The organism is Streptomyces sp. NPDC058663 (assembly GCF_042716745.1).
GTDB lineage: Bacteria > Actinomycetota > Actinomycetes > Streptomycetales > Streptomycetaceae > Streptomyces.
The window spans coordinates 108409-134324 of record NZ_JBHXRV010000012.1 but is presented as its reverse complement, the minus strand read 5'-3'; the positions used below and the strand labels follow the sequence as shown (position 1 = coordinate 134324).

17 protein-coding genes are annotated in these 25916 nt (G+C 73.2%); 11 read left to right on the top strand and 6 right to left on the bottom strand.

All coding sequences use genetic code 11. The features are described 5' to 3' along the window. Positions 1–189 precede the first annotated feature (189 nt). Entirely contained in the window at positions 190–1647 is a 1458-nt protein-coding gene (locus ACFWVV_RS11725) for a DNA-3-methyladenine glycosylase 2 family protein (RefSeq protein WP_384346512.1), read from the top strand. 335 nt (positions 1648–1982) lie between these two features. Here ACFWVV_RS11725 and ACFWVV_RS11720 read toward each other — a convergent pair whose 3' ends face one another. Further along, positions 1983–2963, bottom strand: a complete 981-nt coding sequence (locus ACFWVV_RS11720) for a helix-turn-helix domain-containing protein (protein WP_384346810.1) — start codon at positions 2961–2963, stop codon at positions 1983–1985. A 194-nt stretch (positions 2964–3157) separates the two neighbouring features. Between ACFWVV_RS11720 and ACFWVV_RS11715 the strand changes: the two genes are divergently transcribed. After that, positions 3158–6964, top strand: a complete 3807-nt coding sequence (locus ACFWVV_RS11715; protein ID WP_384346515.1) for a S8 family serine peptidase — start codon at positions 3158–3160, stop codon at positions 6962–6964. A 1482-nt stretch (positions 6965–8446) separates the two neighbouring features. On the opposite strand, the gene ACFWVV_RS11710 is transcribed toward ACFWVV_RS11715, so the two are convergent. Next, a complete protein-coding gene (locus tag ACFWVV_RS11710; protein WP_384346518.1) occupies positions 8447–8773 on the bottom strand; it encodes a hypothetical protein in 327 nt (108 codons plus the stop codon). Between ACFWVV_RS11710 and ACFWVV_RS11705 the strand changes: the two genes are divergently transcribed. From ACFWVV_RS11705 to ACFWVV_RS11695, 3 genes are all read left to right on the top strand, one after another. Next, on the top strand, positions 8721–9875 hold the full coding sequence (locus ACFWVV_RS11705) for a protein phosphatase 2C domain-containing protein (protein WP_384346521.1): 1155 nt from the start codon (positions 8721–8723) through the stop codon (positions 9873–9875). The two genes, ACFWVV_RS11710 and ACFWVV_RS11705, sit on opposite strands and share 53 nt — an antisense overlap. Positions 9876–9950: 75 nt before the next feature. After that, positions 9951–11693 carry a pyruvate dehydrogenase gene (locus ACFWVV_RS11700; RefSeq protein ID WP_384346524.1) on the top strand — a complete coding sequence of 581 codons (1743 nt, stop codon included), beginning with the start codon at positions 9951–9953 and terminating at the stop codon, positions 11691–11693. A gap of 212 nt (positions 11694–11905) precedes the next feature. Further along, a complete protein-coding gene (locus tag ACFWVV_RS11695; protein ID WP_384346527.1) occupies positions 11906–12442 on the top strand; it encodes an ATP-binding protein in 537 nt (178 codons plus the stop codon). Positions 12443–12544: 102 nt separating this feature from the next. Here the strand turns inward: ACFWVV_RS11695 and ACFWVV_RS11690 are convergent, their stop codons facing one another. Beyond that, positions 12545–13615, bottom strand: a complete 1071-nt coding sequence (locus ACFWVV_RS11690; protein ID WP_384346530.1) for a DUF2637 domain-containing protein — start codon at positions 13613–13615, stop codon at positions 12545–12547. 221 nt (positions 13616–13836) lie between these two features. Continuing rightward, positions 13837–14700, bottom strand: a complete 864-nt coding sequence (locus tag ACFWVV_RS11685) for a (2Fe-2S)-binding protein (protein WP_384346533.1) — start codon at positions 14698–14700, stop codon at positions 13837–13839. Positions 14701–14866: 166 nt separating this feature from the next. On the opposite strand from ACFWVV_RS11685, the gene ACFWVV_RS11680 reads away from it, so the two are divergent. Further along, entirely contained in the window at positions 14867–15670 is an 804-nt protein-coding gene (locus ACFWVV_RS11680) for a GntR family transcriptional regulator (protein WP_384346536.1), read from the top strand. 94 nt (positions 15671–15764) lie between these two features. On the opposite strand, the gene ACFWVV_RS11675 is transcribed toward ACFWVV_RS11680, so the two are convergent. Together ACFWVV_RS11675 and ACFWVV_RS11670 are read right to left on the bottom strand one after the other, a co-directional pair. Then, positions 15765–16586 (bottom strand): hypothetical protein, encoded by an 822-nt coding sequence (locus ACFWVV_RS11675; RefSeq protein ID WP_384346539.1) that lies wholly within the window; start codon positions 16584–16586, stop codon positions 15765–15767. A gap of 206 nt (positions 16587–16792) precedes the next feature. Then, positions 16793–18499, bottom strand: a complete 1707-nt coding sequence (locus tag ACFWVV_RS11670; protein WP_384346542.1) for a PucR family transcriptional regulator — start codon at positions 18497–18499, stop codon at positions 16793–16795. Between the two features lie 290 nt (positions 18500–18789). On the opposite strand from ACFWVV_RS11670, the gene ACFWVV_RS11665 reads away from it, so the two are divergent. From ACFWVV_RS11665 to ACFWVV_RS11645, 5 genes are all read left to right on the top strand, one after another. Continuing rightward, complete coding sequence (locus tag ACFWVV_RS11665) at positions 18790–19683, top strand: FAD binding domain-containing protein (protein WP_384346545.1); 894 nt, start codon at positions 18790–18792, stop codon at positions 19681–19683. Between the two features lie 2 nt (positions 19684–19685). Further along, positions 19686–20297: a (2Fe-2S)-binding protein gene (locus ACFWVV_RS11660; protein ID WP_384346548.1), complete on the top strand. Its 612-nt coding sequence runs from the start codon at positions 19686–19688 to the stop codon at positions 20295–20297. Between the two features lie 4 nt (positions 20298–20301). After that, positions 20302–22686, top strand: coding sequence for a xanthine dehydrogenase family protein molybdopterin-binding subunit (locus tag ACFWVV_RS11655; RefSeq protein ID WP_384346551.1), 2385 nt, complete (start codon positions 20302–20304; stop codon positions 22684–22686). Positions 22687–22937: 251 nt separating this feature from the next. Further along, positions 22938–24395: an NCS2 family permease gene (locus ACFWVV_RS11650; protein ID WP_384346554.1), complete on the top strand. Its 1458-nt coding sequence runs from the start codon at positions 22938–22940 to the stop codon at positions 24393–24395. An 85-nt stretch (positions 24396–24480) separates the two neighbouring features. Further along, a complete protein-coding gene (locus tag ACFWVV_RS11645; protein ID WP_384346557.1) occupies positions 24481–25632 on the top strand; it encodes an XdhC family protein in 1152 nt (383 codons plus the stop codon). The last annotated feature ends 284 nt before the right edge of the window (positions 25633–25916 follow it).

The window sequence follows — 25916 nt, the reverse complement described above, 5'->3', positions numbered from 1 at the left end:
GCGGGCTGCGGCATTGACGGTCGAGCGGCGGGCTGCGGCATTGACGGTCGCGGCGAGAAGCGGCCCATCGCCCCATAGGGTCACCGCCCCACAGTGCACCGCAGCCCCCTACCGCACGCGGCGAGCACCCGCCGCTCGATGTCCGAATCCCGCGAGCCCTGCGTGAGGGCGCGGCGCACACTGGGGTGTATGACCCCACCCGAGGACACCCGGTACCAGGCCGTGAGCAGCCGGGACGCCCGATTCGACGGAGTGTTCTTCTTCGCCGTGACGAGCACCGGCATCTACTGCCGCCCGAGCTGCCCCGCGGTCACACCCAAGCGCGTGAACGTGCGATTCTTCCCCACGGCCGCGGCGGCCCAGGGGAACGGCTTCCGGGCCTGCCGGCGCTGCCGCCCGGACGCGGTGCCGGGCTCGGCGGAGTGGAACGTGCGTGCCGATGTCGTCGGCCGGGCGGTACGGCTGATCGGCGACGGCGTCGTCGACCGTGAGGGCGTCCCGGGTCTCGCGGGCCGCCTCGGCTACAGCGCACGGCAGGTGCAGCGCCAGCTGACCGCCGAGCTGGGGGCGGGCCCAGTAGCCGTCGCGCGCGCCCAACGCGCCCACACCGCAAGGGTGTTGCTCCAGACCACCCGGCTGGCCATCACGGAGATCGCGTTCGCCTCGGGCTTCGCCAGCGTCCGGCAGTTCAACGACACGGTGCGGCGGATCTACGCCCGTACCCCCAGCGAACTCCGCGCCGAGAGCGCCACCGGCCTGGCCAGGTGCGGCACCGGCGCCGCGTCGGGAGCCCGCGGGCGGGCAGCCGGCCCCACCGGTCCCAGCGGTACGCGCCCGGCGGCCGGAACCACCGGCCGTCCCACCGCCGGCATCCCCCTGCGCCTCGCCTACCGGGGCCCCTACGCCGCCCGCCAGGTCTTCGACCTGCTGGCCCGCGACGCCGTGCCCCGCATCGAGGAGATACTCGGCGAACCGGGGGCCCGCACCTACCGGCGCACCCTGCGGCTGCCGTACGGCACCGGCGTCGCCTCCGTCGACGAGGCCCCGCACCCCGGCTGGCTGGAGGCCCGGATCGGGCTCACCGATCTGCGCGACCTCACCACTGCCGTCCAGCGCCTGCGCCGCCTCTTCGACCTGGACGCCGATCCGTACGCGGTCGACGAACGGCTCGGCGCCGACCCCCGGTTGGCCCCCCTCGTCGAGTCGGCCCCCGGGCTGCGCTCGCCGGGTGCCGCCGATCCGGAGGAAATGGCGGTACGCATCATGGCGGGCCGGGAGCGGGCCACCGCGCTCGTCGAGACGTACGGCGAACCGCTGCCCGAACCGTGCGGGACGCTGGACCGGCTCTTCCCCCTGCCGGGCGTGCTGACCGGCGACCCGGAGGTGGGACCACTGGCCGCCGCCCTGACCGACGGCACCGTACGGCTCGACGCGGGAGCCGACCGGGAGGAGGCGGCGCGGGCGCTCGACGCCGTGCCCGGGGTGGACGCGCACACCGTGGCCCTGATCCGGATGCGCGCGCTCGGGGACCCGGACGTGGCCCTGCCCGACGGACCGGACGACGAGGGCCGACGGCCGTGGCGCTCGTACGCCACCAGGCACCTGAACAGCACCGAGCCGATGCCCGCGTGGGCATCCCGGCAGTGACGGCCGTGCGCCCGCGTCCGTGGCAGTGACGGCTGTGTGCCCCCGCGTCCGCCGCCGGCCGTGACGGCCGTGCGCCCGCGTCCGCCTCCCGAGCAGCACCGAACCGGCCGCCGTGTCCACCTCCCGCACCTGAGCAGGGCCGAACCGGCGCGCGCATCCGCCACCTGAGCAGCACCGAGTCTGCGCCCGCGTCCGCCACCTGAGCAGCACCGAACAGGCACCCCCGTCCGCCCCCCGGCACCGACGGCCGCCCGGCCGCGTGCACCCGTGCCGCGCCCCACCGGCACCACGGGCACTGCCGGTGCTCCTCCGAGTGCCCGGCGTCCGCGCCCGTCCTACCGCTCCACCCACCCCCGCTCGTACGCATGCCACCCCAGCTGCAACCGCGTACTCACCCCCGCCACCTCCATCAGCCGCTTCACCCTGCGCTGTACCGTGCGCAGCCCCAGCTCCAGCTGCTTCGCCACGCTCGCGTCCGTGAGACCGGCCAGCAGCAGGGAGAGGATCCGCAGGTCCAGGCCGTCCGGGAACTCGCCGTCCTCGACGAACTCACCGGGTGAGACCCCCAGCCGGACGGGCCTGGCCTCGCGCCACACGGCCTCGAAGAGGCCCATCAGCGACTCCAGCAGCCCGCTCGCGTGCACCACCAGGGCGGCGGGCTCGGCGTCCCTGCTGGTCAGGGGGACCATGGCCAGGGTCCGGTCGGCGACGACCAGCTTGGTCGGCACCCGGTCCACCACCCGTACGCGTTCGTCCCGCGCCAGGGCCGCCGTCAGCTCCACCACGCCCCGCGGCAGCGTCAGCACCTCCCGCTCCAGGACCACCCGGTAGAGCACCCCGCGCGCCGACGCCCGTTCCTCGGCCACGTTGTCGATCCCGGTCACGGCCACCGGCTGCCCGGTGACCAGCGCGCACACCTCCTGCGCCGCGCCCAGCTGCAACTGCGCGAACCGGTGGGCCACCGCGCTCGCCCCCTGCACGACCTCCACCAGGTCGTGCACCGCGGGCTGCGAGGACTCCGCCCGGTACTCCTCCGCCAGCAGCACGGCCGCCAGCTCCGCCTGCTCCAGTTCGTGCCGCTGCTGGGTGAGCAGGGCCCCCAGCGCCACCCCCGGCGGGGCCGCCACCCAGCGCGCCGTACCCGACGACGACTGGGCCGCCAGCCCCTGACGCTCCAGCCTCCGCAGCGCACGCTCCGTCTCGGCCTCCCCGGCGGACAACCGGTGCGCCAGGTCGGACACCTCGGCTGCCCCGAGCGTGACGAGCGTCCGGTAGGCCGCCTCCTGCGCCTCGTCCAGCCCTATCGCACCCAGCACCTCAGCACTCACCCTCCCGCACACGGGGCGGACCGGTACCCGGCCCCCACGAACCCCCACCCAGCACACACGGCTGGCGGGAATGAGTCACGGCACAAACCCGCCTCACGACATCATCCCTGCACCACCCGCCCCTCTGCCACTGTTTCGCCACCGGCCGGCAACCCGTGGGCCGAACCGACTTGGGGAGCAGCATGCGTCCGAGACCGCGCCTATCGCGCACGGCGTGGGGGGCGGCCGCCGCCGCCGTCCTCACTGCCACCGCGGTCACCCCGACCGCGGCGGCCCCCGCGCCCGCGAACCCGGCCGCCGCGGAGCGACCGCTGACCGGGAGCGCGAAGGCGCGCGGCACGCAGCCGCGGACCGTCGTCGTCACCCTGGTCACCGGCGACAGGGTCCAGGTCAGCCAAGGGGGCCCGGGCCCGGACGCGGCCGCCGCGCTGCCCCGCGAGGACGGCACGCTGCCCCTCATCCAGACCCGTACCTCCAGCACCGGCAAGGGCGGCAGGCCTGACCTCTACGTCTTCCCCGAGGCCGCGTCCAAGGCCCTGGCCACCGGCCGCGTCGACCGGGAACTCTTCAACGTCTCCGGTCTGATCCGGCAGGGGTACGACGACGCCTCGACGAAGTCCCTGCCGCTGATCGCGGTGTACGACACGTCGGTGAACGTCGCCCGCGCCCTGCCGCCCACCCCGCGCGCCGCCACCCGCGGCCCGGTCCTCGATGCCGTCGGCGGCCTCGCCCTCAAGGCCGACAAGGCGAAGGCCGCCGACTTCTGGGCGGACGTCACCACCACCCGTTCCCGGGCCGCCGCCGGCCTGTCCAAGCTGTGGCTCGACCGCAAGGTCACGGCACACCTCGACCGGTCCACGAAACAGGTCAACGCGCCGTCCGCGTGGGCCGCCGGAATCGACGGCAGGGGCACCAAGGTCGCCGTCCTCGACACCGGAGCCGACGCCGAACACCCCGACCTCAAGGGCCGGATCGCCGCCGCCCACAACTTCACCGACTCCGCCGGCACCGGCGACGCCCAGGGCCACGGCACGCACACCGGCTCCACCGTCGGCGGCTCAGGAGCGGCGAGCGGCGGCAAGAACAAGGGCGTCGCCCCCGGCACCCAGCTCCTCAACGGCAAGGTCCTCAACGACAGCGGCTCGGGCGCCGCCTCCTGGATCATCGCGGGCATGCAGTGGGCCGTCGACCAGCGGGCCGACGTCGTCTCCATGAGCTTGGGCAGCCAGGAGCCGACCGACTGCACCGACCCGATGAGCACGGCCGCCGAAGAACTCTCCAAGAGCACGCGGACACTCTTCGTGGTGGCCGCGGGCAACCTGGGCCCGCGGCTGAACTCCGTCTCCTCGCCCGGCTGCGCACCCGGCGTCCTCACCGTCGGCGCCGTGGACCGCGACGACACCACCGCGCAGTTCTCCAGCCGCGGCCCGACCGTCGGCGTCCACACCCTGAAGCCCGAGATCGCCGCCCCCGGCGTCGCCATCTCCGCCGCCGCGGCGGGCGGCCGAGGGGTGCACGCCTACCGCTCCATGTCCGGTACGTCGATGGCGACGCCGCACGTCGCGGGCGCGGCGGCCCTCGTCAGGCAGGCCCACCCCGACTGGACCGCCCAGCAGGTCAAGGCGGCCCTGGTCTCCTCCGCCGAGCAGGTCCCCGGTGACGTACGGGAGACCGGTGGCGGCCGGCTCGACGTGAAGGCCGCGCTCGACGCCGACGTCACCGGCGCGCCCGCCGTGCAGGGCGGCACGTTCCCGTGGCCCCAGCACAGCAGCGACCGCACCACCGTCGACCTGCCGTACACCAACACCTCCGGCACGGCCGTCACGCTCGACCTCAAGGTCCAGCAGCTCACCGGCAACGACGGTTCCCGCCTCCGGAGCAGGATCGCGACGCTCGGCAAGAACCGCGTCACCGTCCCGGCCGGCACCACCGTCAAGGTGCCGCTGACGCTCGACCCCGCCGCCCGGATCGAGCGCGCCCAGTACGGCGACGTCACAGGCCGCGTGCTGGCCACGGCAGCGGGCTCCCGCACCGTCTCCACCCCCTTCTCCCTCTACGTACAGCCCGAGACCGTCACCCTGCGCGTCAAGGTGATCGACCGCGAGGGCAGGCCCGCCGACGGCGTGAGCACCCTCGACGTGATCGGCACCGACGACGAACAGGGCGAGAGCCGGCCCAACAACGGGAGCGCGGAGCAGCGTTACGAGGTCCGCCCCGGCTCGTACTTCCTCTCCGCCTACGTCGGCACGCGCGACCCGGACGACGGCACCGGCCGGGCCTACCGGTCGCTCAGTTACCTGGCCCACCCGCAGCTGGAGCTCAAGAAGGACACCACCGTCGTCCTCGACGCCCGCAAGGCGCACAAACTGAGCGTGCGCACCGACCGCCCCAGCGAGACACGCAGCACCACCCTCGCCTTCGAGCGGTCCTGGAAGGACACCTGGAGGCACTCCGGCACCCTCAGCGCGGGCCGGGGTGTCGCCGACTATTACGCCGACGTGCAGGGCCGCGCCGCGGAGGGCGAGTTCGAGTTCGGCAGTTACTGGCGCGCGTACGCCCCGCTGCTGAGCCGCTTCCAGGTCACCGGCGGTCCCGCCCTGCACGCCTCGGTCGGCCCCGTCGGCTCCGTCAACCTCGACGGCAGGGGCACCGCCCCGCTCGCCGACGCGGGCAGAGGCACCCCCGCGGAGCTGAAGGCCGCGGGCGTCAAGGGAAGCATCGCCCTGGTCGAAGCGCCGGACAGCGAAACCTCCCTGGGCGCCGTCGCCCAGGCCGCCCGCGCCGAGGGCGCCGTCGCCGTGCTGGCCCACCGCCCGTCCGCGGGCACCTGGTACCCGAGTGCCGGATTCGGCTCCGGTGCCCTCCCGCTGCTGGCCGTGCCCGCCGCCGAGGCCAAGGACCTCAAGGCCCGCCTCGCCCGGGGCAAGGTCACCGTGGACTGGCAGGCCACCGCGCGCAGCCCCTACGTCTACAACCTCGGCTTCCAGGAGGCGGGACCGGTCAAGTCGCCCCGTACGTACGGGATGTCGGACCGCAGGCTGGCGTCGGTCCAGTCCGGCTACCGGGCGATGGGGGTGCCCGGGGACTTCGTCGACTCGGTCTCCGCACTGCGCCCGAGCGGCTCCCGCGTCGTGATCTCCGCACTCGTGGACCCGGTTCCGGTCCCCGGCACGCGCACCGAGCTGTACCCCGCCGACGGGTCCGCCTGGGGGCGCTACGTCGGCAGCAGTTTCCCGTTCGGTGAGCTGATGGTCTCGCCCGACCGGAAGTTCCGCGCCGGCCAGCGCCTCACCGAGAACTGGTACGGCGGCGTCATCGCCCCCACCGCCCCGCGCGACACCCAGGACAAGCCCGTCCTGGTCGCCGAACGCCAGGGCAACTGGATCGGGTTCGACGCCGCGATGTGGGGCGACCGCGAACACTGGGCAGTCCCCGGCAGCTTCGGCGACATCGGCTCGCTCGTGCTCACGCGCGACGGCGAAGTCGTCGGCGAGAGCAGCTGGCCGAAGGGCGCCTTCGAGGTTCCCGCGGACCGGGCCGCGTACGAACTCACCCAGCGCATCACCAAGATCGGCTCCCCGGCCAGGGACTGGAAGCGCTCGACGGGCGTCACCACCAGCTGGAGGTTCACCTCGCAGCTCGACGAGAGCGCCGCCTCCACACCGCTCCCGATCCTCTTCCCCGGCTACGCGCTCCCGGAGGACGGCCTGAAGACCCTCCCCGCCAAGGATGGCCAGCAGATCACCCTGTCCCTCTCCGGGCACGCGGGCCACACCCCCGGAGCGATCAGGGAAGCCCGGCTGTCCTACTCCTACGACGAGGGCAGGACCTGGCAGGACGCCAGCACAGAGGCGGCGGGCAGCAGTTGGACGGCCACCGTCGACCACGCCGGTGCCACCGGCAGGCAAGTCACCCTGAAAACCGAGCTGACGGACTCGCGCGGCAACTCCGTCACCCAGCTCGTGACCCGCGCGTACGACGTGCGCTAGCCCAACGGCCAGCCGCACGACAGGCGTACGCCGGTCACGAAACGGTCCGCCGGGTGTCCTTCCCGTGGGGGGTGGGGCTGCCCGGCGGACCATTTTTTCGCTCCTGCCCCGTTTCCGAATCGCCTCAGCGGTGGACAATAGGGGCATGAGTCAGCAGGGGGAGCGGCGCCGAGACGCCGAGGACGACTGGTGGGACCGGCTGTACGACGAGTCCACCACGGACACCGGCCCGGCACCTACGGGCAAGACCTTGGACGACCACTTCGACTCGACCCCACTCACCGCGCCCCCACCGGACACGCCCCCGCCGCCCCCGCCTCCTCCTTCGGGCACGTCCCCGGGCCGGGCCACGGAGAGGGGCCCGGGGAGGCCCGCGGGCGAGGGCCCGGACCGGACCACGGGCAGGGGCCCGGGGCGGGATCCGGACGGGAGTCCGGGCCGGACCACGGGCAGGGCTCCGGGGCGGGATGCGGACGCGGACCCGGGCCGAACCACGGGCAGGCCCCCCGAGTGGCCCGCCGACGCGGACCCGGGGAGGGCCCCGGAGACCCCCATGGCTGGGGAGTCGTCCTGGGAGAGGGACGAGGACCCCGCCTGGGGCACAGTGCGGGATTCGGCCTGGAACACGACCACCTCGCCGCGGCCCTCCAGGTCTCCGGACTCCCCGCCCACCCCGGACCCCGACCCGGCGCGGCCCGCGGACGCGACCTGGGCCTCGGAGGCGGCGTGGCCGGCGGCCGCGACATGGGCTTCGGAAGCGACGTGGACCCCGGACCCGGCGCGGGCCCAGGACGCGGGCCCGGCCCGAGACGTCCGGCAGGAACGGGGTTTGGCCCGAGACATGCCGCAGGGCCAGGAGCCGGGCCCGGCCCCCGGATCACCGCGTGCCTCCGATCCTGCGAACCCCTCGGGCACGCCCTGGGATTCCGGTCCGGCACCGCTCCCGGGCCGGGCACCGCTCCCGCCTCCGCTCCCGGAGGCTCCACCGCCCCCGGACGGGGCCCGACCTTCCGGCGCCGCGCGTGGCCCGGCCCCCTGGGAGCCGCCGCCCGCCGGCACCCCGCCCCGCACTCCCGGTCCCGATCCCCGCCCCGACCCGCGCTCCGTTTCTCCGGAGGCCTCTCGTACGGCCACCCAGGGGTGGGACGCGTGGCTGCCGGCCCCCCGGCGGGGGAAGGCCTCCCCGGAGGGCGGAGCCCGCGACGAGGCGGTCGCCGACTGCGCCGCCAGTTCCTCGGAGAGCACGGCGGACGAGCCGCCCGCACCTCCGCCACCGCTGTCCGGGACCGCGACCTGGGGGCCTCCCCCCGCTCCTCCCGGGCCGCCGGGCGCCCCGGACCCCCGGCGTGCGGGCGGCGGACGGCGCACCCGCCGCCTCTGGGACGAACCGACCGAACCCGCCACCCCCCTCCCTTCCGGCACCTTCGGCCCCGCCCAACCCCTCGATCCCGCTGAACCCTTCGAACCCGCCGGCCCGGAGCATCACCCCGTCGGCGGAGCGGGCAAACGCGAGGAACCCGCACGGCCGCCGGCCCCCGAGGCTCCGGGGGAGGAGAAGGTGCCGACGGCGGCGGACGTACCGACGGCGGCGGACGTGCCGAGGGCGGCGGACGTGCCGAGGGCGGCGGACGTGCCGAGGAGGACCGACGTACCGAAGGCGGCGGACGTGCCGAGGAGGACCGACGTACCGAAGGCGGCGGACGTGCCGAGGAGGACCGACGTACCGAGGGCGGCCGACGTACCGAGGGCCGCGAACGTGCCGAGGACGGCCGACGTACCGAAGGCGGCGAACGCGGCTGCGGAGGCCAACCTCCGCGACGTTCCGCCGCTCCCCACCGCCTTCCCCGCCTGGGAAAGCGGCCCGACCGGCGGTTCCCGCCCCCCCACCGCCACCCACGTCGGTGACGGCCCGCCCACCTACGACGCCGAGCCGACCGCCCTCGCACCCGCCGACCCGGCCGACCTCGGGGCCCTCGTCCCCGACACCGTGCTCGACGGGGCCCGGTACGGCTCGTACACCTTGCGCGCGGCCTCCGTGCGCGGTGACTCGGCCCGGTTCCGGGGCGAGCCGCGCCGCGACGCACTCCTCACCGCGCGGTTCGGCGACGGGGTGCACGGGCTCGTGCTCGTCGCCGTCGCCAGCGGTGCCCGCGCCGCCGAGGGGGCGCACCTCGCCGCGGGCGAGGCCTGCCGGTGGATCGCGGGCGCGGTCGGCCGCAGCCACGCACGGCTCGCCGAGGACATCCGGGCCGGCCGCCGCGGCGACCTCAAGTCGGGACTGCACCGCCTCACCGACCGCTCCTACGGCAAACTGCGCGCCCGCGCCGCCGAACTCGGCCTGCAGCCGGACGAGTACACCGCCGACCTGCGCTGTCTGCTCCTGTCCACCGACCCGGAATGCCGCAACCGGATCTTCTTCGGTGTCGGCGAAGGCAGCCTGCTGCGGCTCAGGGAGGGCGTCTGGCAGGACATCGAGCCTCCGGAGCCCAGCCCCGGCGCGCTCATCGGCGCTCCGGTCGTCGGCTTCGGCGCCGTACCGGGCAACCTGTCCGGCGCGCCGGTGGACGGCGGGCCGGGGTCCACGGCGGAGGACCCCGAGGAAAACCCGCAGGGCGACCGGCTCACCATGGACCTCAACATCACCACACCCCCCTCTCCGCACGTGGATACTGCCCCGCCTGGCTCCCCCTTCCGGTTCCGGGCCTCGGTGGCCCGATCGGGTGACACGCTGCTGTTGTGCAGCGCGGGTCTGGCGGAGCCGTTGCGAGGCGAGGAAGCCCTCGCCGACGAACTGGCCGCCCGCTGGGCCGGACAGGACCCGCCGGGCCTCGCCGCCTTCCTCGCGGACGTGACACTGCGCGCCAAGGGGTACGCGGACGACAGGACGGCGGTGGCCACCTGGGAGCAATAAGTGCATATTCCGTGGTTTATGGGAAAGTCGGGAGACAGTCAGTGTGATTGTCGTCCCGAGAGGTGTGACCCGGCCATGGCCAAGCAGAAGGTGGCGGAGCAGTTCGTCGACACACTCGTCCAGGCGGGTGTGCAGCGCCTCTACGGAGTGGTCGGCGACAGCCTCAACCCCGTCGTCGACGCCATCCGGCGCAATGGCTCCATCGACTGGATCCAGGTCAAGCACGAGGAGACCGCGGCCTTCGCCGCGAGCGCCGAAGCCCAGGTCACGGGCAAGCTGGCGGCCTGCGCGGGCTCCTGCGGCCCCGGCAATCTGCATCTGATCAACGGCCTCTACGACGCCCACCGCTCGGCCGCCCCGGTCCTCGCGCTGGCCTCGCACATCCCGTCCGGCGAGATCGGCACCAGCTTCTTCCAGGAGACGCACCCGCAGCAGCTGTTCCAGGAGTGCAGCCACTACAGCGAGCTGATCTCCAGCCCCAAGCAGATGCCGCGGGTCCTGCAGACCGCGATCCAGCACGCGATCGGCCGCAGCGGCGTCGGCGTCGTCACCCTCCCCGGCGACGTGGCGGGCGAGCCGGTCAGCGAGGGCGGCGCCGAACTCACCCTCGCCACCTCCCGCCCGGCCGTGCGGCCGGGGGAGGACGAGGTCGCCAAACTGGCACAGCTCATCGACGACGCCGAAAAGATCACCCTCTTCTGCGGGGCCGGCACGGCCGGTGCGCACGCCGAGGTGATGGAGTTCGCCGAGCGGATCAAGTCCCCGGTCGGGCACGCCCTGCGCGGCAAGGAGTGGATCCAGTACGACAACCCGTACGACGTCGGCATGAGCGGTCTGCTCGGCTACGGCGCGGCCTACGAGGCCACCCACGAGTGCGATCTGCTGATCCTGCTCGGCACCGACTTCCCGTACACCGACTTCCTGCCCGACGACGTACGGACCGTGCAGATCGACGTACGCCCCGAGCACCTGGGCAGGCGCACCAAGCTGGACCTGGCGATCTGGGGCGACGTGCGTGAGACGCTGCGCTGTCTGACCCCGCGGGTGCGGGCCAAGAGCAACCGCAAGTTCCTCGACAAGATGCTCAAGAAGCACTCCGACGCGCTCGACGGGGTCGTCAAGGCGTACACCCGCAAGGTCGAGAAGCACACCCCGATCCACCCCGAGTACGTGGCCTCGGTCCTGGACGAACTCGCGGACGACGACGCGGTGTTCACCGTCGACACCGGTATGTGCAACGTCTGGGCGGCCCGCTACCTCACACCCAACGGCAAGCGCCGCGTCATCGGCTCCTTCTCGCACGGCTCCATGGCCAACGCGCTCCCGCAGGCCATCGGCGCCCAGTTCACCGACCGCAAGCGGCAGGTCGTCTCCATGTCCGGCGACGGCGGCTTCTCGATGCTGATGGGTGACTTCCTCACCCTGGTGCAGTACGACCTGCCGGTGAAGGTCGTCCTCTTCAACAACTCCTCGCTCGGCATGGTCGAACTGGAGATGCTGGTCGACGGCATGCCCTCGTACGGCACCAGCCACCACCCCACCGACTTCGCGGCCATCGCCCGCGCCGCCGGGGCGCACGGGGTGCGGGTCGAGAAGCCCAAGGACGTGGCCGGGGCGCTCAAGGACGCCTTCCGGCACAGGGGCCCGGCCCTCGTCGACGTCGTCACCGACCCGAACGCGCTCTCCATCCCGCCGCGCATCAAGGCCGGCATGGTCAGCGGCTTCGCCCTGTCCGCGAGCAAGATCGTGCTGGAGGGCGGGGTCGGCCGGATGGCCCAGATGGCCCGCTCCAACCTGCGGAACGTGCCGCGTCCCTGAGACGCCCGTCCCGCAGAACGGGCGCCGTCCCCGAGGCCGCCCCGCATGCGGTACGCCCAGAACGGCAGTCGCCCATCGGGCGAAGGGGCGAAACGTGCCGCCCGGTCCGTACGCCCTACCCGCCGGACACGCGTGCGGCGCTGTGAGCGGGGCATCCACTTCTGGACGGAGTCCGAGGCAGAAGGGACCGAACCGGGGTGTGGGTGGGGGTTATGACGGGACAGCAGCCGGGCCGGGCGGGGCCGGCCGCACACGGCCGCCCGGCGTCGGGAGACGCGAGGGCAGGCAGTACGGGGGCCGTCGGCGGACGGACGACGACAGGCACCGAGGGCAAGGGCACGACAGGCCGGGAAGCACCCGGTCTGCGCTGCCGGCTGGGCAGGGCGGACCTGTCCGCCGTGCCCGAAGTGCGGCACGCACTACGCGAGTTGCTGCGCCACTGGGGACGCCCGGGCTGCGCGGACGTCGCGGAACTGCTCACCAGTGAACTGGTGACCAACGCGCTCATCCACACCGCGAGGGAAGCGGAGCTGACGGCGACACTGCACCGGACGGTCCTGCGCGTGGAGGTGCGCGACCACCTGGAGCGGCTCCCGGAGCCGCTGCTCGCGGACTGCGACGAGGGCACGCACGGCCGTGGCCTCTTCCTGGTGCAGGGGCTCGCCGACGCCTGGGGCATCCGGATGCTGGGCGGCGACCTCGGCAAGGTGGTGTGGTTCGAAATCGACGGGGGCCCAGCCGGTAACTGACGGGACGGGGGTCCAGCAGGTGCCCGACCCGACGGGGGCCCGGCCGGTGCCTGACCGGTCCGGGCCCCCGCCGCTCTGCGCGCGGGCGGACCCGCTGCTCGGCTAACCGAACTGCTGCTCGAGGTCCTTGAGCTTCTGTTCCAACGAGTCGAGCCTGGGCAGGGCCTGGGTGTCGTCCTCGGCGGTCAGATCGACCGTTCTCGCGTCAACTCCCTTGTTCCCAGCGCCTTTCACGGCCTGGAGGGAGGGCCGGGAGCGAAGCGGCAGCTGTCCGGGTTCTGCTATGGCGGGCTCCGCGACGGCATGCGGCGCGGAGCCCGATCCAGTGGCCCCCAGAGCGGGGACGTCGACCTGGCGGCCGTTGCGGTGGCGCCCCCAGGCACGGTGCTGCCGGTTGATGGCCTTCAACTGGGCCCGCTCCAGCTTCTCGTGCTCCCGCCTGCGGAGACGGTTCTGCTCCTTCTGGCGCCGGTCCTCGCGCACCTCGTCGACCGCCTCGTCCAGCGTCCGTACGCCTTCCAGCAGCATCAGCGACCAGGCCCCGAAGGTCTCCCTGGGTGCCCGCAGCCACCGTACGATCCGGATCTGCGGCAGCGGGCGGGGGACGAGACCCTGCTCGCGCAGCGCCGCCCGCCGGGTCTGTTTGAGCGCCCGGTCGAAGAGGACGGCCGCGGAGAGCGACATCCCGGCGAAGAAGTGCGGTGCGCCCGCGTGCCCGAACCCCCTGGGCGCGTGCACCCAGTTGAACCAGGCGGCGGCCCCGGCGAACGTCCACACCAGCAGTCGCGAGCCGAGCGCCGCGTCGCCGTGGCTGGCCTCCCGCACCGCGAGCACGGAACAGAACATCGCCGCGCCGTCGAGGCCGAACGGGACCAGGTACTCCCAGCCTCCGGTCAGGTTCAGGTTCTGCTGTCCGAAGCCGACCAGCCCGTGGAAGGACAGGGCGGCGGCGACCGCGGCACAGCAGAACAGCAGGACGTAGGAAGCACTTCCGTAGAAGGCCTCTTTCCTTCTGCGCCGCTCCTCGCTGCGTTCCCACGAGTCCTCCTGGGACCCGGCGGCCTTCTGGCCCGCCCGCTTGCCGCGCGCGATTACCGCGACCGCTGCCAGGACACCCGCGATCATCACGACGCCAGGAAGCAGCCAGTCCAGCGATATGTCGGTCATTCTCATTGCGGAGTCCCTTTGCGTCAGCGCTTGCGGCCGGACCGCGGATCGCGCCCAGTGCGTTTCGGCGACATATTGGCCCACCTCGCCAGGAGCACAAGGGGATTCGGGACAAGAGAACGCCAACGGGACTCCGCACCATGCGGATGAGGGGCAAAAACTCGAACCCCCGCTCTGGTGGGCCGAGTTGAGTTCGAATAGCGCCACCCGCACGGGTGGCGTGGCGATCAGCCGGAGGTTACGGGCTCCGCGAGCAGCTTCCGCACCCGGTCCTCGTCGCAGGTCCGGGGGCAGGTCACGCAGGTGTCCTCGGGGCGCAGGGTGTAGAAGAAACAGCAGGCCGCGCGGTCCCTGGTGGGCAGCTTCTCGCCGTTCGGACCGGTCAGCTCGCGGAAGCCCGCGGAGGCGCGGTACGGCGCCGTCGCGCCGGGCAGCAGCAGTTCGAGTTCCGTCATGGCCCGCTGCTCCTCGCCGAGCAGATGCGCCACGTACCAGAGGCCCTCGACGATCTCGTCCGTGGCCATGCCCCAGAGCGCGTGCGACCGCCGGCGCATCCGCGGCCCGAAACCGGCCAGCACCGGCTCCAGGTGCTCCGCCAGCGCGTCCCGCACCTCCGCCCGGAGGGCTTCCTCGTCCGCCACGACGCGGGCGCCGGGCAGTGCGGCGGCCGGATCGTCCGGCAGGCACGCGAAGTCCTTCACCCGTACGGCCATCCGGCCCCGCGCCCGCTGGAAGGCGACGTCCGCGACGGGGACGCGGGGCACCCGGCGGTGCAGGAACCACGGGACGGTCACCAGCAAACAGGCGGGCCAGGCGTACCGGTGCAGGGCGAAGCTGGCGATCACGTCGGGGCGGGCCCGCTGCTTGTAGTCGCGCAGCACCTGGGCGTCGTCCCACGCCAGGAACGCGTCCAGGGCCGGACCGCCGGCCGCGAGCTCGTCCGCACCCACCCAGCCGCCGCCGCGCGGGACGCATCCGCCGTCCGCGGGCTCCCGTACGACCAGGCCGGGGAAGACCTCGTGGAGGCGCGCGTAGGCCTCCGCCACCGGGGAAGCGGCGGTACGGGAGCGGAGCAGAGCGGAGACGGTCATGCAGGGGACCACCGAATCGAATCACGGGTCGTGTGCAGGTAAGCCTTACCTTACCCGATCAACGGGAGGTTTGAACTGAAGGGCCCGCCACCTGGGGGCCTGTCCGGCCTGCGCCGACGGACAGGCCCTAGGCTGCTGCACACGGACAGACGCGCGCACAACGGAGGTGGACCAGGTGGAGCAGCCCCGAGGGCACGCCCCGGCGGCGCGTCCGCACGCCCCGGAGCGGGTTCCCGGGCAGTGGGCCGGCCAGGGCCGCGACGGCAGCGCCCGGGGCGATCACCCCCACGGCGGCCACGGCGACCACCCCCACGGCGACCACGGAGACCCGTCCCGCAGGCCCGCCGCGCCGCGTCTGGTGCGGCACTCCGTGCGCGGACAGATCCTGGCAGCCCTGCGCACCGCCCTGGTCAGCGGCGAACTGGCCCCCGGCGAGGTCTACTCGGGGCCGGCGCTCGGCGCCCGCTTCGGCGTGTCGGCCACCCCGGTCCGCGAGGCCATGCAGCAACTCGTCCTGGAAGGCGCGGTGGAGGTGGTCCCCAACCGGGGCTTCCGGGTCACCGCGCGCGCCGCGTCGGACCTAGCCGACCTGGCCGCGGTACGGGCACTGATCGAGGTGCCGACCATGCTCGCGCTGGCGCGCACGGTCGCCCCCGGCCAGTGGCGCGCGCTGCGCCCGCTGGCCGAGGCGGCCACGGCGGCGGCTGCCGGGGGCGACCCGGCGGCCTACGCGGAGGCGGACCGCGCCTTCCACGGCGCGGTCCTCGCCCTGTCCGGCAACGCCCAGCTCGTCGACATCGCGGCCGGCCTGCACCGGCGGGCGCAGTGGCCCCTGCTGGGCGCCCCCGCCGTGCGCCGGGCCGACCTGGTGGCCGACGCGGCCGAACACCTGGCGCTCCTGGAGGCCCTGATCGCCCAGGACCTGCCGGTGGTGGAATCACTCGTACGAGAACACTTCACGGGCGCCTGACAGCCGTGCGCTCCGGCGCCGCCCCGCGCGGGCCGCTCCAGCTCGGCGCGGCCGGCGTCACTGGGGCCAACCGGCCCGCCGCCCCGCCGTGCCGTCAGATCGCGGCCGGTGGGGCGAGCTGGGCGGCCAGCCAGGTGGGGACGCCGCCCAGCAGGTGGAAGAGGCGGGAGGCCTCCGCGCGCAGCCGGGTGGCCTCGGGTTCCGGTTCCGCGTCCGCCAGCGCGGCGAGCGCGGGCGCCGTACCGACCAGGTAACCCAGTTCCTCCCGTATCCGCAGGGACTCGGCGAACCCGTGACGGGCCTCGGCCAGTTCGCCCTCGCGCAGGGCGAGCCCCGCGAGGTGCCGCCAGGTGAAGGAGAGCAGCAGCGGCTTGTCGTGCGTGGTCGCGCCGGCGTGCGCCCGGCGGTAGGCGGCCCGCGCGGACTGCGGCGAGTCGGACAGGTGTTCGGCGACCAGTCCGCGGCGGAAGTCCAGGAGCGGACGGTTCGCCGAGTTCGGGTGCAGCAGGGCCGCCGCCCTGCCGAGCGCGGAACGGGCCTCGTCGGCCCGGTCGCGCACGCCCAGCACCGTCGACGCGTACGCCAGGTGCCCGCGCTCGCAGGCCGCGCCGCCCCGCTCGTCGTCCTCCTTGGCCAGCGCCTCGGCCCCCCGCAGCGCCTCCTCGGCCTCCGGCCACCCCTGTTCGGTGAACAGACAGCGCTCGACGAGCAGGGCCGCCCGCTGGAGCGCGGGCCCCGCGCCGGGGCGCGCTTCGAGCAGGGCCGCCGCATCCGCCCAGCAGCCCCGGGAGCGCAGCCGCCACACGGCTGTCTGGAGCGGCCCGCCGCCCCCCTCGAAGGCCCCCGTACCGAGCTCCCCCGTACCCGCACCGGAATCTGTCCCCGAACCGGAATCCGACATGGCGGTGTCCGCCACATTGCCCTCCCCGAGCGCGCCATCGAGCTGTGAAGTGCGACCGGTCGGACGCCCGCCGGGCGTCGGGTGGGACGCCGGCGGAACGTGCGGTCGTGCGCGCATCACAGCATGAAATGACCATCGGGCCAAGAGTGCGGGTGAATTTTTTCACAAAGGGCGGGCCCCGCAACGGCGTCACGAGGCCCCGTTCGAGCGGTGACCGGGCGTCAGCTCATGCGCAGGGCCAGGAAGAAGTCCAGTTTGTCTTCCAGGCGCGAGAGATCACGGCCCGTCAGCTGTTCGATCCGGCCCACGCGGTAGCGCAAGGTGTTGACGTGCAGGTGGAGACGGGCCGCGCAGCGCGTCCACGAACCGTCGCTGTCGAGGAAGGCCTCCAGCGTCGGAATGAGTTCCGCCCGGTGCCGCCTGTCGTAGTCCCGCAACGGGTCCAGCAGGCGCGCGGTGAAGGCGCGGCGCACATCGTCCGGCACGAACGGCAGCAGCAGCACGTGCGAGGCCAGCTCGTGGTGCCCGGCGGCGGCGACCCGCCCCGGGCGCGCGGCGGCCACCCGGCGGGCGTGCCGCGCCTCCTCCAGCGCACCGCGCAGGCCCTCCGCGGAGTGCACCGGCGCGCTCACCCCGAGGGTCAGCCGCCCGTCGTCCGCGAGGCCGCCCGACAGCGGCGCCTGCACGGCGGCCAGCAGCGTCTCCGCGTGCAGCCCGGGGCTCTCGCCGCCCTCCGGATGGTCGGCGGCGACCGCGGGCAGCGGCACCAGTGCGATGGCCTCCTCGCCACTGTGGGCGACCGCGATCCGGTCGGCGGGCTCCGCGGCGGCCGCCATCGAGTCGGCCGCGACGGTGGGATCCACCAAGATCTCTTCGAGGAGCGCCTGCGCCGCCGGGCCGCACTCCACCTCGCCGCCCTCCCACTCGACGCGGGCCACCACCACCTGCCAGTGCGGGGCCGCGCCCAGACCGGGCAGCAGCACCGGGGCGGCCACGCGCAGCCTGGCGGCGATCTCGGAGGGCGCGGCACCCGTCTGGACCAGCTCCAGCACTTCCTGCGCGAGCCTGCGCCGTACCGTGCGGGCCGCGTCGCGGCGGTCGCGCTCCACGGCGATCAGCTGGGTGACGCCCTGCAGCAGGTCCAGCCGGGCGGCCGGCCAGTCGCCCGCGTCGGCCTCCACGGCCAGCAGCCAGTCGGACAGGACGCTCTCGCGCACGTCCCGGGACGCCGCCGTACCGGCGAGCGCGGCAGGCCCCCGGCCCGCCCCCCGGATCGGGAACAGCGAGTACGTGACCCCGCCGAGCGTCACCCGGTGCGGGCTGCGGCGGCCGGTGCGGCTGGCCGCCAGGTGCTCGGCGGCCAGCGCCGGACCGACCCCGAAGGGCAGCGGGGTGTCCGAGCCCGCGACCTGGCGGCCCACCGGCGAGAGCACCCAGGCGTGCAGGTCCAGGTCGGAGGTGAGCAGGTCCAGCACGACCTCGGGGCCGCCGCCCGTCGGGCCCGAGGTCATCAGCCGCCGGTGCCGGTCGACAACCGCAGCCAGGTCCCCGGCCCGCTCGCCCGACACCTGACGCACGACGTACTCGGTGATGGTCGCGAAGGCCACGGACTCGGCGACGGAGAACAGCGGCAGCCGGTGCTGGGCACACGCCTCGACCAGGTCGGCGGGGACGCTGCCGAGCTCCGCCTCGCCCGCCGCAAGACCGACCACACCGGCCCCGGCCAGGATCCGTACGAACGGCTCGGAGGCCTCGGGGCCGTGCCGCCAGGCGAGCCCCGTCAGGACCAGCTCACCGCCGGAGAGGTAGCGGCTCGGATCGCGCAGGTCGGTCGTCATGACGCCGCGGACCGTACGGTCGAGCTCGTCCTCGCCGCACAGCAGGCGCAGGCCGAGCGCATCGGTTTCCAGCAGGGCGCGCAGCCGCATCGTCGTGTCGCCGCCATTCTCTGTCGGGGTCCCGCCGCAGGCCGCGCGGACCGTGTGGCTGGTGAAAACTGTGAATTGCGGAGAGGTTGCTGTTCTCCGCCTTTCGTTCGAATCTACAAGACGAGACGGGCGACCAGCCAACTCCTTCATGGTTTCGGTGACTGCACCCCGCACCCCCCGGCTTGTGTACTTGGGCCACCACCACGTGAACAGGACGTTAAGCAGCAGTTCCGAGCCACGTGGCACCAGCAACTGAACAGTCGCCCCCGAACACGAAGAGAGAGCCACTCATGGACTTCCTTCGCCCCGCCAGCTGGGAGGAGGCGCTCGCCGCCAAGGCCGAGCACCCCACCGCTGTCCCCATCGCGGGTGGCACCGATGTCATGGTCGAGATCAACTTCGACCACCGTCGTCCCGAGTACCTTCTGGACCTCAACCGCATCGGTGAGCTGCGGGAGTGGGAGGTGGGCCAGGACAACGTGATTCTCGGCGCCTCCGTTCCGTACACCCAGATCATGGACCACCTGCGCACCGAGCTCCCCGGGCTCGCGCTCGCCTCCCACACCGTGGGATCGCCGCAGATCCGCAACCGCGGATCCGTCGGCGGCAACCTCGGCGCCGCTTCCCCGGCCGGGGACTCGCACCCCGCGCTGCTGGCCGCCGGCGCGAAGGTCGAGGCCGAGTCGGTGCGCGGCACCCGCCTCATCCCGGTCGAGGAGTTCTACACCGGCGTCAAGCGCAACGCGCTGGAGCCCGACGAACTGATCAAGGCCGTGCACATCAAGAAGGCGGAGGGCCCGCAGCAGTTCTCCAAGGTCGGCACCCGCAACGCGATGGTCATCGCGGTGTGCGCCTTCGGTATCGCGCTGCACCCCCAGTCCCGCACGGTGAAGACCGGCATCGGCTCCGCCGCCCCCACCCCGCTGCGCGCCCGCGCCGCGGAGGACTTCCTGAACGCCGCGCTCGAAGAGGGCGGCTTCTGGGAGAGCGGCAAGATCATCACGCCGTCCATCGCCAAGCAGTTCGCGGAGCTCGCCTCCGGTGCCTGCAACCCGATCGACGACGTCCGCGGCACCGCCAAGTACCGCCGCCACGCGGTGGGCATCATGGCCCGCCGCACGCTGGGCTGGACCTGGGAGCAGTACCGCGAGACCGCTCGCACGACGCTGGAAGGAGCTGCGTAACCATGCGCGTCAATTTCACGGTCAACGGCCGTAAGCACGAGGCGGACGACGTCTGGGAGGGCGAGTCCCTGCTGTACGTCCTGCGTGAGCGGATGGGCCTGCCCGGCTCCAAGAACGCCTGCGAGCAGGGCGAGTGCGGTTCCTGCACGGTCCGGCTCGACGGGGTCCCGGTCTGCGCCTGTCTGGTCGCGGCCGGTCAGGTCGAGGGCCGCGAGGTCGTCACGGTCGAGGGCCTGGCCGACTACGCCCAGCACCGCGACGCCGCGCACCCGGGCGGCGCCTGCGCCTCCAAGGCGTGCGGCACGAGCGTCGACTCGGCCCAGCGCTGGCAGGCCAAGCCCTCCGACGGGCAGAGCGGCGAGGCGGGGGAGCTCTCCGCCATCCAGCAGGCGTTCATCGACGCGGGCGCCGTGCAGTGCGGCTTCTGCACCCCCGGTCTGCTGGTCGCCGCCGACGAGATGCTGGAGCGCAACCCCTCGCCGTCCGACGCGGACATCCGCGAGGCGCTCTCCGGCAACCTCTGCCGCTGCACCGGTTACGAAAAGATCCTGGACGCGGTGCGCCTCGCCGCAGCCCGCCAGGACGGCCACGGACTCCAGGAAAGCGCGGTTTAGGACCATGGGCGTCACAGGAACACCCACCAACATCAAGCAGGGCACCAAGACCAAGGGCGGCATCGGCGAGTCCACGCTCCGCCCCGACGGCACCCTGAAGGTCACGGGCGAGTTCGCGTACTCCTCCGACATGTGGCACGAGGACATGCTCTGGGGCCACACCCTGCGCTCCACGGTCGCGCACGCCGAGATCGTCTCCATCGACATCGGCGAGGCCGTCGCGCTCCCCGGGGTATACGCCGTGCTGACGTACGACGACCTGCCCACCGCGCAGAAGACGTACGGCCTGGAGTTCAAGGACACCCCGGTGCTCGCCTGCGGCAAGGTCCGCCACCACGGCGAGCCGGTGGCGCTGGTCGCCGCCGACCACCCGGAGACCGCCCGCCGCGCCGCAGCCAAGATCAAGGTCGAGTACCGCGAGCTGCCCGTCATCACCGACGAGGCGTCCGCGACCGCACCCGACGCGATCCTGGTGCACGAGAACCGCGACGACCACCACGCCGGCCACGTCCCGCACCCCAACATCGTGCACCGCCAGCCGATCGTGCGCGGCAACGCCGACGAGGCCGCCAAGAAGGCCGACGTCATCGTCTACGGCGAGTACACCTTCGGCATGCAGGACCAGGCCTTCCTCGGCCCGGAGTCCGGTCTCGCGGTGCCCGCCGAGGACGGTGGCCTCGACCTGTACGTGGCCACCCAGTGGCTGCACTCCGACCTGGAGCAGATCGCCCCTGTCCTCGGCATGCCCGAGGAGAAGATCCGCATGACGCTCTCCGGCGTCGGCGGTGCCTTCGGCGGGCGCGAGGACATCTCGATGCAGATCCACGCCTGCCTGCTCGCGGTGCGCACCGGCAAGCCGGTCAAGATGGTCTACAACCGGTTCGAGTCGTTCTTCGGCCACGTCCACCGCCACCCCGCCAAGCTCTGGTACGAGCACGGGGCGACCAAGGACGGCAAGCTCACCCACCTCAAGTGCCGCATCGTGCTCGACGGCGGCGCCTACGCCTCCGCCTCCCCGGCGGTCGTCGGCAACGCGTCCTCGCTCAGCGTCGGCCCGTACATCGTCGAGGACGTCGACATCGAGGCCATCGCCCTCTACTCCAACAACCCGCCCTGCGGTGCCATGCGCGGCTTCGGCGCGGTCCAGGCGTGCTTCGCCTACGAGGCGCAGATGGACAAGCTGGCCGCCAAGCTGGGCATGGACCCGGTGAAGTTCCGCCAGATCAACGCCATGGAGCAGGGCGCCCTGATGCCCACGGGCCAGGTCGTCGACTCGCCCGCCCCGGTCGCCGAGCTGCTGCGCCGCGTCAAGGCGATGCCGATGCCGCCGGAGCAGCAATGGCTGGCCGCCGGCGAGGCCGCGGACGTCCGGGCACTGCCCGGCGGGCTCTCCAACACCACCCACGGCGAAGGCGTCGTACGTGGTGTCGGCTACGCCGTCGGCATCAAGAACGTCGGCTTCTCCGAAGGCTTCGACGACTACTCCACCGCCAAGGTCCGGATGGAGGTCATCAACGGCGAGCCCGTCGCGACCGTCCACACCGCCATGGCGGAGGTCGGCCAGGGCGGCGTCACCGTCCACGCGCAGATCGCCCGCACCGAGCTCGGCGTCACCCAGGTGACGATCCACCCGGCCGACACCCAGGTCGGCTCCGCGGGCTCCTCCTCCGCCTCCCGCCAGACCTACGTCACCGGTGGCGCGGTGAAGAACTCCTGCGAGCTCGTCCGTGAGCAGGTGCTGGAGATCGGACGCCGCAAGTTCGGTTCCTACCATCCCGCCTGGGCGACCGCCGAGCTGCTCCTGGAGGGCGGCAAGGTCGTCACCGACGGCGGCGAGGTGCTGGCCGACCTGGTCGACGTACTGGAGGACCAGTCGGTGGAGATCGAGGAGGAGTGGCGCCACCGCCCCACCGAGGCCTTCGACCTGCGCACCGGGCAGGGCAACGGCCACGTCCAGTACTCGTTCGCCGCACACCGCGCGGTCGTCGAGGTGGACACCGAGCTCGGCCTGGTCAAGGTCATCGAACTGGCCTGCGCGCAGGACGTCGGCAAGGCGCTCAACCCGCTGTCGGTGATCGGCCAGATCCAGGGTGGCACCACCCAGGGCATGGGCATCGCCATCATGGAGGAGATCGTCGTCGACCCGAAGACCGCGAAGGTGCGCAACCCCTCCTTCACGGACTACCTGCTCCCCACCATCCTCGACACGCCGACCATCCCCGTCGACGTACTCGAACTCGCCGACGACCACGCGCCGTACGGGCTGCGCGGCATCGGCGAGGCACCGACCCTGTCCTCCACCCCCGCCGTGCTCGCGGCGATCCGGGCGGCCACGGGTCTGGAGCTCAACCGGACTCCGGTACGCCCGGAGCACCTCACCGGGACCTGAGACCCCGGTCCCCACCGAACCCCCCGGGCGGCGCCGCCTGAAGGAACGTCACACTTCCGCCCGCCCCGCCGCCCGGGGCCACGGCTTCCGCATCGCTAGCGGCAGTTCCCCCTGTGTCACCCGTCATCACGCGCTTTCGTCTCGGACCGTCCTCCGGGTCGTGCAGCCCTCGATCAGTCCCCGAATTCCGCGGCCGCCCCCTTTCCGAGCCGGCTCCGGATGCCCCTTTGAACCTTGGGAGACAAGGCATCATGACCCAGCAGTCCATTGAGCCGAAGACCGCGGCGGAGGACGCCGGCGCGGGTACGCGCCAGCCCGCCGGCCGGTCCTGGCTCGACCGGTACTTCCACATCTCCGACAGAGGGTCGAGCGTCGCCCGCGAGGTGCGCGGCGGCATCACCACCTTCATGGCGATGGCCTACATCCTTCTGCTCAACCCCCTGCTCCTCGGCGGCAAGGACGTCGAGGGCGGCGTCCTCAGCCAGCCCGCGCTGATCACCGCGACCGCGCTGGCCGCGGCCGTCACCACCCTGCTGATGGGCTTCGTGGGCAAGGTCCCGCTGGCCCTGGCGGCCGGGCTCAGCGTCTCCGGCGTACTCGCCTCGCAGGTCGCACCCCAGATGACCTGGGGCCAGGCCATGGCGATGTGTGTGATGTACGGCGTGGTGATCATGCTCCTGGTGGTCACCGGACTGCGCGAAATGATCATGAATGCGATCCCGCTCGCGCTCAAGCACGGCATCACCATGGGCATCGGCCTCTTCATCGCCCTGATCGGCCTGGTCAAGGCCGGATTCGTGCACCCGGGCAAGGCCACCCCGCTCGCCCTTGGCCCGACCGGTGAACTGGCCGGCTGGCCGGTGCTGCTCTTCGCGGTCACCCTGCTGCTCATCTTCATGCTGCAGGCCCGCAACGTGCCCGGCGCGATCCTGATCGGCATCGTCACCGGCACCGTCCTGGCGATCCTCCTCAACGCGATCATCGACATCGACCCCAAGAGCTGGACGAGCGGCGCCCCGGAGCTCAAGGGCAGCGCCGTCTCCATGCCGGACTTCTCGCTCTTCGGAGACGTGCAGTTCACCGGCTGGGGCGACATCGGCGCACTGACCGTCGGCATGATCGTCTTCACCCTCGTGCTGGCCGGCTTCTTCGACGCGATGGCCACCATCATCGGCGTCGGCACCGAGGCCAAGCTCGCCGACGACAAGGGCCGCATGCCGGGCCTGTCCAAGGCACTGTTCATCGACGGCGCCGGCGGCGCGATCGGCGGCGTGACGGGCGGCTCGGGCCAGACCGTCTTCGTGGAGTCCGCGACCGGCGTCGGCGAGGGTGCCCGTACCGGCCTCTCGGCGGTCGTCACCGGCCTCTTCTTCGCGGCCTGCCTCTTCTTCACCCCGCTCACCGCGATCGTGCCCGCCGAGGTGGCCTCCGCCGCCCTGGTGGTGATCGGCGCGATGATGATGCAGAACGCGCGGCACGTGGACTGGGCCGACCGGGCCACCGCCATCCCGGTCTTCCTGACCGTCGTCCTGATGCCGTTCACCTACACCATCACCACCGGTGTCGCGGCCGGCGTCATCGCCTGGACCGTCATCAAGGTGGCCCAGGGCAAGGCACGCGAACTGGGTGCCTTCATGTGGGCGCTGACGGCGATCTTCATCGTCTACTTCGCCCTCCACCCGATCGAGAGCTGGCTCGGCGTCGGGTAGCCGTACCCCTGGGGCCTGTCCCGCGGGATCAGCAGGACAGGCCCCGCCCCTCCCCGCTCCCCCCGACCTGTCAGAGGAGACCGTCATGCTGGACATCGCCGAAGAGCTCGACCGGTGGGCCCGGCAGGGCCGGGAATTCGCGGTCGCCACGGTCGTGGCCACCAGCGGAAGCTCGCCCCGGCAGCCCGGTGCCGCCCTCGCCGTCGACAGCGAAGGCACGGCCATCGGGTCCGTCTCCGGAGGATGCGTGGAGGGCGCCGTCTACGAGCTGTGCCAGCAGGCCCTGCAGGACGGGCAGCCCGTCGTCGAACGCTTCGGCTACAGCGACGAGGACGCCTTCGCGGTGGGCCTGACCTGCGGCGGCGTCATCGACATCCTGGTGACGCCGGTGGGCCGCGACGCCCCCGCCAGGGAGATCTACGCCTCCGCGTACGCCGCTGCCGCGCGGGGGACGGCGGCAGCCCTCGCCCGCATCACCGAAGGCCCGCGCGAACTGCTCGGCCGGGCCCTGCTCGTCCACCCCGACGGCACGTACGAGGGCGGCCTCGGCGGCCACCCCGAGCTCGACCGCACCGCCGCGTCCGAAGCCCGCGCCATGCTCGACGCGGGCCGCACCGGCAGCCTCACCATCGGTGCGGACGGCTCGCGCTGCGGGCAGCCGCTGACGCTGCTCGTCGAGTCGAGCGTCCCCGCCCCCCGCATGATCGTTTTCGGTGCGATCGACTTCGCCTCGGCCCTGGTGCGGGTCGGCAAGTTCCTCGGGTACCACGTCACCGTGTGCGACGCCCGCCCCGTCTTCGCGACGGCCGCCCGATTCCCTGAGGCGGACGAGATCGTCGTCGACTGGCCGCACCGCTACCTCGAGTCGGCGGACGTGGATGCCAGGACCGTGCTGTGCGTCCTCACCCACGACGCCAAGTTCGACGTGCCGCTCCTCGAACTCGCCCTGAAGCTCCCCGTTGCCTACATCGGCGCGATGGGCTCGCGCCGCACCCACCTGGAGCGCAACGAGCGGCTGCGCGAGGTGGGCGTCACCGAACTGGAACTGGCCCGCCTGAGGTCCCCGATCGGGCTCGACCTGGGTGCCCGCACCCCGGAGGAGACGGCCCTGTCGATCGCCGCGGAGATCGTCGCGGCCCGCCGGGGCGGCAGCGGAGTGTCCCTGACGGGCGCGCACACCCCCATCCACCACGACGCCTCGCAGGGGCCCGCGGGGCGCATCGGGTCCGTCGCCTGAAGGCTGGGCCACTGGGGATGGGGCTCTGAGGGGGCGGGGCTCTGAGGGGGCGGGACCTGGACGGTGCGGGCCCGCACGGCACGGGGGCCCCGTCGCACGGGCGGGCCCCGCGGGCAAGGCGGTCGGCCTCCGCTGCCTGACGCCATGTCACCCCCGGGACGGCCCACCTCACCCGTCCGGCCCCGGAGAACGGGCTTCGTTCTGCGGCCGGCCCCGACCTGATGCACCGTGAGTTCGCGGCCCGGGAGCATCGGAAGCCACCTCACTCTTGACGCGCACATGGC